Here is an 8,955-nt window from a genome sequence, read left to right as displayed (position 1 = left end):
GCAGGGCACGGGCCGGCCGCGCCCGCCGCTGGCCGCGGTGTCCGTGTGCAACGGCTGGGGCCCCGGCCAAGCCGCGCAAAGCGGTCACCTTGAAACTCAGGTGCGCGCTTTGGGTCAACCCGGTGATGTCTGGTTGGCCTTCTCCCTGGAGCAGGCCGAAGGCGAGCTGGCCGCAGCCACGGCCACGGCGCGCGACATGGACCTGACACTGGTGGTGATGACTGGCGAGGCTGCCTCGGTACTGGGCCCCATGGTGCGTGACACCGATGTGTGGGTTCCGCTGCCGGGCGTGCACGCCACACACCTGTTCGGCACGGCCTGGCTGGCCGTGCATCTGTTGAGTGAAGCGGTGGATGCCCACCTGCTTGGAGAGGAGTTGTGATGTTCATGAGCCAACGCCGCGCCCCCGCGGCCCGATGGATGACCCGCCTGACCGGCACGGCCCTGGTGGTCGCTGCCGCCGGCCTGATGAGCGCCTGCGCCCCGCTGGTGCTGGGTGGCGCCGCCGCTGGCGCCTTTGTCGCGACCGACCGCCGCACCTCCGGCACGCAGGTCGAAGACAAGGGCATCGAACTCAAGGCCGCCAACCGCATCCGCTCTGCCCTGGGCGAGCAGGGCCACGTGAGCGTGAACGCCTACAACCGTGTGGTGCTGCTGACCGGCGAGGTCGCCTCCGACGCCGACAAGCAGGCCGCCGAGCTGGCCGCCAGCCAGACCGAGAACGTGAAGTCGGTGGTCAACGAGCTGGCCGTGATGGGCAACAGCTCGCTCACCTCGCGCAGCAACGACGTGCTGCTGCAGACCAAGATCAAGGCCACCATGGTGGACGCGCGTGACGTGATGTCCAACGCCTTCAAGGTGGTGGTCGAGCGCGGCGAGGTCTTCCTGATGGGCATGGTGACCGAGCGCGAAGCCAACCGCGCGGCCGAGCTGACCTCGACCGTGAGCGGCGTGCAGAAGGTCGTCAAGGTCTTCCACATCATCAGCGAGGCCGAACTGGCCGAGAAGACGCCCAAGGGCCCGGCGCAGCCTGCGTCAGCCCCGAGCGAGCGCTGAGCGCCAGCCCCCGCGCGCTCAGCGCAGGCGGCGGATCAGGCTGGATGTATCCCAGCGGCCGCCGCCCATGGCCTGCACCTCGGCATAGTACTGGTCGATCAGCTCGGTGACCGGCAGGGCCGCGCCCTGGCGTCGGGCCTCGTCCAGGCACAGGCCCAGATCCTTGCGCATCCAGTCCACGGCAAAGCCGAAATCGAAGCGGTCGTCCACCATCGTGGGGCCGCGGTTGATCATCTGCCAGCTGCTGGCCGCGCCCTGCGAGATCACCTCGATCACGTTGTGCATGTCCAGGCCGGCCTTCTGGCCGAAGGCCAGGGCCTCGGCCAGGCCCTGCACCACGCTGGCCACGCAGATCTGGTTGACCATCTTGGCCAGTTGGCCCGCGCCCGGATCACCCAGACGGGTCACGGCGCGCGAGAAGGCCTTAAGCACGGGTGCTGCCCGGTCGAAATCAGCCTGATCGCCACCGCACATCACCGTGAGCACACCATTGATGGCGCCCAGGTTGCCCCCGGACACGGGCGCATCGATGAAGCCAATGCCCTTGGCCCGGGCCTGCACCGCCAGGTCGCGCGCCACCTGGGCCGACGTGGTGGTGTGGTCCACCCACAGCGTGCCTGCCGCCATGGAATGAAAGCCCCCCTGCGGGCCGGTGGTGACCTCGGTCAGATCCTGGTCATTGCCCACACAGGACAGCACGATGTCGGCCGACGCTGCGGCCTCCAGCGGCGTGGCGGCCACGCCTGCACGGGGATCCTGGCCCACGTCAGCCAGCCAGGCCTCGGCCTTGGCTTGCGTGCGGTTGTAGACGGTGACGTGGTGGCCGGCCTTGAGCAGGTGCGCTGCCATAGGGCCACCCATGGTGCCCAGGCCCAGGAAGGCCAGGCGCAGTGTTTGAACGGGCTCGTAAGTCTTGTCGGCGATCATGAAAAAAGGCCCCTGTGTCGGACAGGGGCCTATTGTGGCAGCGGCGCCATGCACCGCTGTCCGAATCGTTCGAGGGCGCGCCTCAGACGATCTTGAGGTGCTCGGTGCCTGCGCCCAGGTCGGTGTTGCGTGCACGCGCGCTGTTGAGCTTGATCTGCAGGCGCAGGTCGTTGACGGAATCGGCGTTGCGCAGCGCGTCCTCGAAGGTGATGTAGTTGCCTTCGTACAGGTCGAACAGGGCCTGGTCGAAGGTCTGCATGCCCAGCTCGCGCGACTTCTTCATGATCTCCTTGATCTCGCCAACCTCGCCCTTGAAGATGAGGTCGCTGATCAGGGGCGTGTTGAGCAGGATCTCGACGGCAGCGGCGCGGCCCTTGCCTTCCTGACGCGGCACCAGGCGCTGCGAGATCAGCCCCTTGAGGTTGAGCGACAGGTCCATCAGCAACTGGGCACGGCGCTCTTCGGGGAAGAAGTTGATGATGCGGTCCAGCGCCTGGTTGGCGCTGTTGGCGTGCAGGGTGGCCAAGCACAGGTGACCGGTTTCTGCGAAGGCCACGGCGTGCTCCATGGTCTCGCGGTCGCGGATTTCGCCCATCAGGATCACGTCAGGGGCCTGGCGCAGCGTGTTCTTGAGCGCGATGTCCCAGCCGTCGGTGTCGATGCCGACCTCACGCTGCGTGACGATGCAGTTCTTGTGCGGGTGCACGAACTCGACCGGATCCTCGATGGTGATGATGTGGCCGTGGGTGTGCTCGTTGCGGTGGTCCACCATGGCGGCCAGCGTGGTCGATTTGCCGGAGCCCGTGGCGCCCACCAGGATCACCAGGCCGCGCTTGGTCAGCACCACGTCCTTCAGGATCTGCGGCAGGCCCATGCCATCGACCGTGGGCAGCTGCGCCGGGATCACCCGCAGCACCAGGCCCACATGGCTCTGCTGCACGAAAGCGTTCACGCGGAAGCGCCCCACCCCGCCCGGGGCGATCGCGAAGTTGCACTCCTTGGTGCGCTCGAACTCGGCGGCCTGCTTGTCGTTCATGATCGAACGGGCCAGCGCCAGCGTGTGGGCGGAGGTCATCGGCTGGGGCGAGACCTTGGTCACCTTGCCATCGACCTTGATGGCCGGCGGGAAATCGGCGGTCAGGAACAGGTCGGACCCCCCGCGGGTGATCAGCAGCTTGAGCAGATCGTTGATGAATTTGGAGGCCTGATCGCGTTCCATGGCGGAAATCCTGAACTGAATGAATCGATGTGTATTGGAAAACGGCCCGCGGCCCCGGCAGGCAGAGGTTTTCCCGCAACGCTCAACCGGAAACGAGCAATGCGCCCAGTCTGCCGCTGAGTTGCCGCGTACGCAAGGACAGGCGCCGCGCCACCGAGGCCATCACGGCCATGCCCACGCGAGGCTCTTCGATGGACAGGTCGTCCAGCGCTTCCGTGGTCAGCACGGCCAGCTTGCAGGAGGTGAGCGTGAGGCAGGAGGCAAACCGCGAGCCCGCGTCCAGCAGGGACATTTCGCCCAGCAGATCGCCCTCGCGCGCCTCGGCCAGGCGGGCACGGCCACCTGCAGGCTGCGCCCGGTCCACCGCCACGACGCCTTCGAGCACCACCAGGGCGTAATCGCCCCTTTCCTCTTGCACGATCACCTCGCGCCCGGCCGGTACGGTGACGAACTCGATCACGGAAGACAAGCGCTTGCGCTCACCACGGTCCAGCGCGGCGAAGAAGTGATCGCCTCCCCAGGCCTTCTCCAGCGCCTGGAACCCCTCATCGCTGGAAAATGACTGGGCGCCGACCACCAAGGCCCGGGCCGCCCAGGCGGATTTGGCACGAACGCTCTCGGGCCGCTCCATGAACTGGGTGGCAAAAAAGCCCGGATCGTCGATGGGCGGCGGCAAGGTATCGCCCCCCGAGGACACACCGATGATGCGATCGAAGAAGCTCTTTTTCTTCATGGTCTCTCCCCATGGGGCACCCAAGCCCCGGCGCGGCGGCTCGCCGCGCGATCAAGCCTGGATCAACCAGGGAAATTCTCGGGGAATTTGGCCTTGGCGCGCGCCTCGGCCGGCGAAATGACATTGCGGCGGACGAGGTCGGTCAGGTTCTGGTCCAGCGTCTGCATGCCGATGTTGTTGCCCGTCTGGATGGACGAGTACATCTGCGCGATCTTGTTCTCGCGGATCAGGTTGCGGATGGCGGAGGTGCCGATCATGATCTCGTGCGCGGCCACGCGGCCTGAGCCGTCCTTGGTCTTGCACAGCGTCTGCGAGATCACGGCCTGAAGCGACTCGGACAGCATGGCGCGAACCATGTCCTTCTCGGCCGCGGGGAACACGTCGACCACGCGGTCGATGGTCTTGGCGGCGCTGGAGGTGTGCAGGGTGCCGAAGACCAAGTGGCCGGTTTCGGCGGCGGTCAGGGCCAGGCGGATGGTTTCCAGATCGCGCATTTCACCCACGAGGATGCAGTCCGGGTCTTCACGCAGGGCCGAGCGCAGGGCGTTGGCGAAGCTCAGGGTGTGAGGCCCCACCTCACGCTGGTTGACCAGGCACTTTTTGGACTCGTGCACGAATTCGATCGGATCCTCCACCGTGAGGATGTGGCCGTACTCGGTTTCGTTCAGGTGGTTGACCATGCCGGCCAGCGTGGTCGATTTACCCGAGCCGGTCGGGCCGGTCACCAGCACCAGGCCGCGCGGCTTGAGCGCCAGCTCCTGGAACACCTTGGGCGCATTGAGCTGCTCCAGCGTCAGGATCTTGCTCGGAATGGTCCGGAAGACGGCGCCCGCGCCACGGTTGTGGTTGAAGGCATTCACCCGGAAGCGCGCCAGACCCTGGATCTCGAATGAGAAGTCGCATTCCAGCGTCTCTTCGTAGGCTTTGCGCTGCGCATCGTTCATGATGTCGTACACCATGTCGTGCACGGACTTGTGGTCCAGCGGGTCCACGTTGATGCGGCGCACGTCGCCATGGACACGGATCATGGGGGGCAGGCCTGCCGAGAGGTGCAGGTCGGATGCCTTGTTCTTGACCGAAAACGCGAGCAGTTGGGTGATGTCCATGGATGTTTGGCCTGACTGACGTCACTATGATCGCCCCATTATCGCGATGATCTCCCACAACCTACAACTCTTGTCGCACCGGATCAAGCAGGCCTGTGCGGCAGCCGATAGAGCGCTGGACGAGGTAACCCTGCTGGCCGTGAGCAAGACTTTCGGCTTTGATGCGGTGCGCGAGGCCGCCGCCTGCGGCCAGTTCCGCTTCGGCGAGAACTACGTGCAGGAGGCCCTGGACAAGATGGACGCCCTGCGTGACGCCCGTGCCAGCGGGGGCCAGGGCCTGGAATGGCACCTGATCGGCCCCCTGCAGAGCAACAAGACCCGGCCCGTGGCCGAGCGCTTCGACTGGGTGCACAGCGTGGACCGGCTCAAGATCGCGCAACGCCTGAGCGAGCAGCGGCCAGCGGGTTTGCCCCCGCTCAATGTGTTGGTTCAGGTCAACACCAGCGGTGAAGACAGCAAGAGCGGCGCCGACCCGGCCGAAGCCCCTGCCCTGGCCCGGGCCATCGCCTTGCTTCCCCGGCTGCGGCTGCGCGGCCTGATGGCCCTGCCAGCCCCCTCCCCTGACGAAGCGGCCCAGCACGCCGCCCACCACGGCTTGAAGACCCTGTTCGACACCCTGCGCGCCGACGGGCTGCCGCTGGACACCCTGTCGATGGGCATGAGTGCCGACCTGGAGGCCGCCATCGCCGAAGGCGCCACGATGGTGCGCGTGGGCACGGCGATCTTCGGCGGGCGCACCTATCATTCCCCACCATGAGCACCTCCACGACACCCACGCCCTTCGACCTGATCGCCTTTGTCGGCGGCGGCAACATGGCCTCGGCCATCATCGGCGGCCTGCTGCGCCAGGGACGCAAGCCTGAGTCCATCCTCGTCATCGACCCGGGTGAGGCGGCGCGCTCGCGCCTGGCCGCCCAGGGCCTGCGCACCCAGGCCTCCCCCGATGCGGCCCTCAGTGGCGCGAACCTGGTGGTGTGGGCCGTGAAGCCTCAGCAGTTCAAGGAAGCCACCGGCCAGGTCGCTGGCTTCACCCAGCAGGCCCTGCACTACAGCGTGATGGCCGGCCTGCGCACCGACGACATGGCCCGCCTGCTGGGCACCGGCCGCATCGTGCGCGCCATGCCCAACACACCGGCGCTGGTGGGCCAGGGCATCACCGGCCTGTTCGCACGGCCTGACGTGACGGTCGCCGAGCGCGCCGCCATCGATGCCGTGGTGCAGCCCACCGGCCAGGCACTGTGGGTAGGCCAGGAAGCAGACCTGGACGCCGTGACGGCCATGTCCGGCTCAGGCCCGGCCTACGTGTTCTATTTCATCGAGGCCATGGTGCAGGCTGCGGCCGACATGGGCCTGAGCCCTGAGCAGGGCCGCGCGCTGGCCCTGGCCACCTTCGCCGGCGCCACGGCTCTGGCCACGCAGTCGGAGGACAGCCCTGCAACGCTGCGTGAGAAGGTCACGTCCAAAGGGGGCACCACCTACGCGGCGCTGACCACGCTGGAAGACGCCGGCGTGAAGGCCAGCTTCATCGAGGCGATGCGTGCGGCGCAAAAGCGCGCCGGTGAACTGGGTGACGAATTCGGGCGCTGAGCAAGCTCAGGCCGCGACGCGTGCCAGCAGATCGTTGCCCAGCACGCCCACGAACACGGTAAACCCCAGCCAGTGGTTCATGCGGAAGGCGGCGAAGCAGTCGTCGCGGCGGCGCGATCGGATCATCCAGACGTGCCACAGCGCCTGCGCCGCGGCAGCCGCCATCGCCGCCCAATAAACGATGCCCAGCCCGGCCAGGTAACCCACCTGGGCCCAGCACACGATGCAGGTGGCGTAGAACAGGGCCACGCCGATCACATCGAAACGGCCCAGCGTGATCGCCGAGGTGCGCATGCCGATCTGCAGGTCGTCATCACGGTCGACCATGGCGTACTCGGTGTCGTAGGCCAGCACCCAGGCCAGGTTGCCGACCACCAGCCACCAGGCCTCGGCCGGCACGCTGCCCTGCGTGGCCGTGTAGGCCATGGGGATGCCGAAGCTGAAGGCCACCCCCAGCACCGCCTGCGGCATCGCGAAGAAGCGCTTGGTGAAGGGGTAGAGGATGGTCACACCCAGTGCGCCGAAGGACCACGCGATGGTGGCCAGGTTGGTGGTGAGCACCAGGCCGAAGGAGACCAGCGTGAGCACCAGGCCCACCATGAGCGCCTCCTTCACGGAGATGCGCCCGCTGGTGATGGGCCGCTCGGCAGTGCGCTTGACGTGCTTGTCGAAATCCCGATCGGCCACGTCATTGACGGTGCAGCCGGCACTGCGCATCAGCACCGTGCCCAGCGTGAACACCACCAGCAGCCACAAGCCCGGGAAACCGCGCGCGGCCAACCACAGCGCGGCCAGCGTGGGCCACAGCAGCAACAGCCAGCCTTGGGGCCGGTTCCAGCGGATCAGGTCCAGGTAGAGCGACAGGCGCGCCTTGGGAGGCAAGGGCTGGTGCGGAGGCTGTGTCGTGCTGTTCACGGGGGCATTATCGCAAGTGCGACATCTGCACGCGCTATGCTGCGCACCATCACCTACCCAGACAACAGACAAGCACACAGGATCACGCCATGAAGACCATGCTGATGTATGAACGCCTGACACCCGTCAACCGTGACCAGCACCGCGCGCTGCGTGTGAAGGCCAGTGGGCAGCACCTGAATTTCGCGCGCGAGACGAACTCGCTGCTGATGGCCGTGACCGAGCTGCCGCTGGCCGCGCTGGACCTGCCTTGCGTGTTCGTCGCCTCGGGTGACCAGCACACGATGGTGTCGGTGGTGGGGCTGCGCGACAAGGAGAATCTGTACATCGACGCGGAAGGCCGCTGGGATCCGCAGAGCTATCTGCCGGCTTTCATCCGCCGCTATCCCTTCGTGCTGGCCGAGCAGCCGGGCGGCGACCAGCTGACGGTGTGTGTGGACGAAGCCTTCGACGGCCTGAACAACACCGATGGCGAAGCGCTGTTCACGGACGAAGGCAAGGTCACGCCTTATCTGCAGCAGCTGCAGAAGTTTCTGCTGGACTTCCACAACGACATGCAGCGCACGACGCTGTTCGCCAAGCGGCTGAACGAACTGGGGCTGCTGGTCGAGCGCAACATTGATTTCAAGCTGGGCGAGCAGCACCTGAACCTCAACGGCTTCAAGGTGGTCGATGAGGACAAGCTGCGGCAACTGGCCCCCGAGGTGGTGCAGGAGTTGTTCGCCAGTGGTGCGCTGGGCTGGATCCATGCGCATTTGCTGTCGCTCAACAACGTGAGCAAGCTGGGGGCTCGGTTGAGTCGCAAGCTGGCGAATTGAAGCTTTTTGTTTGCTTTGTTGCTTTGGCTTCTTCTGGGGCTGCAACGGGTTGAGCGTTTTGTCGGGGCAGCGCGGCGCGGGGTCTGAGGGGGCCTCTGCCCTTGGATGCCCCGCTCTCCGCATGCGGAGGCCCGATCCTTTGCCTGCCCAGGCCTTGCGCCCAAGATTCAACGCGCAGATCTGTTGTGCAGCCTTCGTTAACGCCATCGGCCAGCACGCAGTAACAGCGGCGCATCAAGCAAACACGCCGTGACGCCGCCGCTCCACCTCGCCCCTTTTAGGCACGCCACCAGCGGGGCGAAACAGGGATGTGGGGGTGGCCGGCCGGGCGCCTTGTTGGCGCTGAGCAGCGCAGCAGCGAGGTAGGCGCGCGTAGCGCGCTTCGTTCATCTGACTTGCAGACCATGTTTGAACGGAGCGCCCGCAGGGTGCGCAGTGAGTTGGGCTGCGCTACCTCGACGCGAGCAGGGGTGATCTCGGTTCCGGTGCAAAAACTCCCGGCTTCGACCAAGTGTTAACCCTTGATTGAGGGCGTTCGGCGTGAACTGTCAATCCAGCCCATCTGATCCCCTATAGTTGGACCCCACCAATGGT

The 8,955-nt window shown here is 66.3% G+C and carries 9 protein-coding genes and 1 pseudogene; 5 read left to right on the top strand and 5 right to left on the bottom strand.

Going from position 1 to position 8,955, the window contains the following annotated elements; translation table 11 throughout:
• Together WAQ08_RS18635 and WAQ08_RS18630 are read left to right on the top strand one after the other, a co-directional pair.
• A pseudogene (locus tag WAQ08_RS18635) lies at positions 1–382 on the top strand (phosphoheptose isomerase); the annotation flags it as partial.
• Positions 383–387: 5 nt separating this feature from the next.
• The gene (locus tag WAQ08_RS18630; RefSeq protein ID WP_422193697.1) at positions 388–1,056 is read left to right on the top strand and encodes a BON domain-containing protein; all 669 of its coding nucleotides are present in this window, start codon (positions 388–390) and stop codon (positions 1,054–1,056) included.
• 18 nt (positions 1,057–1,074) lie between these two features.
• Here WAQ08_RS18630 and WAQ08_RS18625 read toward each other — a convergent pair whose 3' ends face one another.
• From WAQ08_RS18625 to WAQ08_RS18610, 4 genes are all read right to left on the bottom strand, one after another.
• Positions 1,075–1,983, bottom strand: a complete 909-nt coding sequence (locus WAQ08_RS18625) for an NAD(P)-dependent oxidoreductase (RefSeq protein ID WP_422193695.1) — start codon at positions 1,981–1,983, stop codon at positions 1,075–1,077.
• A gap of 82 nt (positions 1,984–2,065) precedes the next feature.
• The gene (locus tag WAQ08_RS18620) at positions 2,066–3,202 is read right to left on the bottom strand and encodes a PilT/PilU family type 4a pilus ATPase (RefSeq protein WP_422193694.1); all 1,137 of its coding nucleotides are present in this window, start codon (positions 3,200–3,202) and stop codon (positions 2,066–2,068) included.
• Positions 3,203–3,284: 82 nt separating this feature from the next.
• Entirely contained in the window at positions 3,285–3,935 is a 651-nt protein-coding gene (locus tag WAQ08_RS18615) for a Crp/Fnr family transcriptional regulator (protein WP_422193692.1), read from the bottom strand.
• Between the two features lie 62 nt (positions 3,936–3,997).
• The gene (locus WAQ08_RS18610) at positions 3,998–5,041 is read right to left on the bottom strand and encodes a type IV pilus twitching motility protein PilT (protein ID WP_422193691.1); all 1,044 of its coding nucleotides are present in this window, start codon (positions 5,039–5,041) and stop codon (positions 3,998–4,000) included.
• 46 nt (positions 5,042–5,087) lie between these two features.
• Between WAQ08_RS18610 and WAQ08_RS18605 the strand changes: the two genes are divergently transcribed.
• Positions 5,088–5,798, top strand: coding sequence for a YggS family pyridoxal phosphate-dependent enzyme (locus tag WAQ08_RS18605; RefSeq protein ID WP_422193689.1), 711 nt, complete (start codon positions 5,088–5,090; stop codon positions 5,796–5,798).
• Entirely contained in the window at positions 5,795–6,628 is an 834-nt protein-coding gene (gene proC, locus WAQ08_RS18600; RefSeq protein WP_422193688.1) for a pyrroline-5-carboxylate reductase, read from the top strand. The genes WAQ08_RS18605 and proC overlap by 4 nt, the downstream gene beginning before the upstream one ends.
• Positions 6,629–6,634: 6 nt before the next feature.
• On the opposite strand, the gene ubiA is transcribed toward proC, so the two are convergent.
• Complete coding sequence (gene ubiA, locus WAQ08_RS18595) at positions 6,635–7,543, bottom strand: 4-hydroxybenzoate octaprenyltransferase (RefSeq protein ID WP_422193686.1); 909 nt, start codon at positions 7,541–7,543, stop codon at positions 6,635–6,637.
• Positions 7,544–7,632: 89 nt separating this feature from the next.
• Between ubiA and WAQ08_RS18590 the strand changes: the two genes are divergently transcribed.
• The gene (locus WAQ08_RS18590) at positions 7,633–8,361 is read left to right on the top strand and encodes a SapC family protein (protein WP_422193684.1); all 729 of its coding nucleotides are present in this window, start codon (positions 7,633–7,635) and stop codon (positions 8,359–8,361) included.
• Positions 8,362–8,955 lie beyond the last annotated feature (594 nt).

It is taken from the genome of Aquabacterium sp. (genome assembly GCF_049274795.1).
GTDB lineage: Bacteria > Pseudomonadota > Gammaproteobacteria > Burkholderiales > Burkholderiaceae_C > Aquabacterium.
The sequence above is the reverse complement of the archived record's forward strand: the minus strand, read 5'-3'. Positions and strand labels throughout refer to the sequence as shown.

What these genes read in the sequence shown, in the direction of transcription:
- WAQ08_RS18590 (WP_422193684.1), top strand. Translation starts at nt 7,633, where the DNA reads ATGAAGACCATGCTGATGTATGAACGCCTGACACCCGTCAACCGTGAC.
- proC (WP_422193688.1), top strand. Translation starts at nt 5,795, where the DNA reads ATGAGCACCTCCACGACACCCACGCCCTTCGACCTGATCGCCTTTGTC.
- WAQ08_RS18605 (WP_422193689.1), top strand. Translation starts at nt 5,088, where the DNA reads ATGATCTCCCACAACCTACAACTCTTGTCGCACCGGATCAAGCAGGCC.
- WAQ08_RS18610 (WP_422193691.1), bottom strand. Translation starts at nt 5,041, where the DNA reads ATGGACATCACCCAACTGCTCGCGTTTTCGGTCAAGAACAAGGCATCC.
- WAQ08_RS18625 (WP_422193695.1), bottom strand. Translation starts at nt 1,983, where the DNA reads ATGATCGCCGACAAGACTTACGAGCCCGTTCAAACACTGCGCCTGGCC.
- WAQ08_RS18620 (WP_422193694.1), bottom strand. Translation starts at nt 3,202, where the DNA reads ATGGAACGCGATCAGGCCTCCAAATTCATCAACGATCTGCTCAAGCTG.
- WAQ08_RS18630 (WP_422193697.1), top strand. Translation starts at nt 388, where the DNA reads ATGAGCCAACGCCGCGCCCCCGCGGCCCGATGGATGACCCGCCTGACC.
- WAQ08_RS18615 (WP_422193692.1), bottom strand. Translation starts at nt 3,935, where the DNA reads ATGAAGAAAAAGAGCTTCTTCGATCGCATCATCGGTGTGTCCTCGGGG.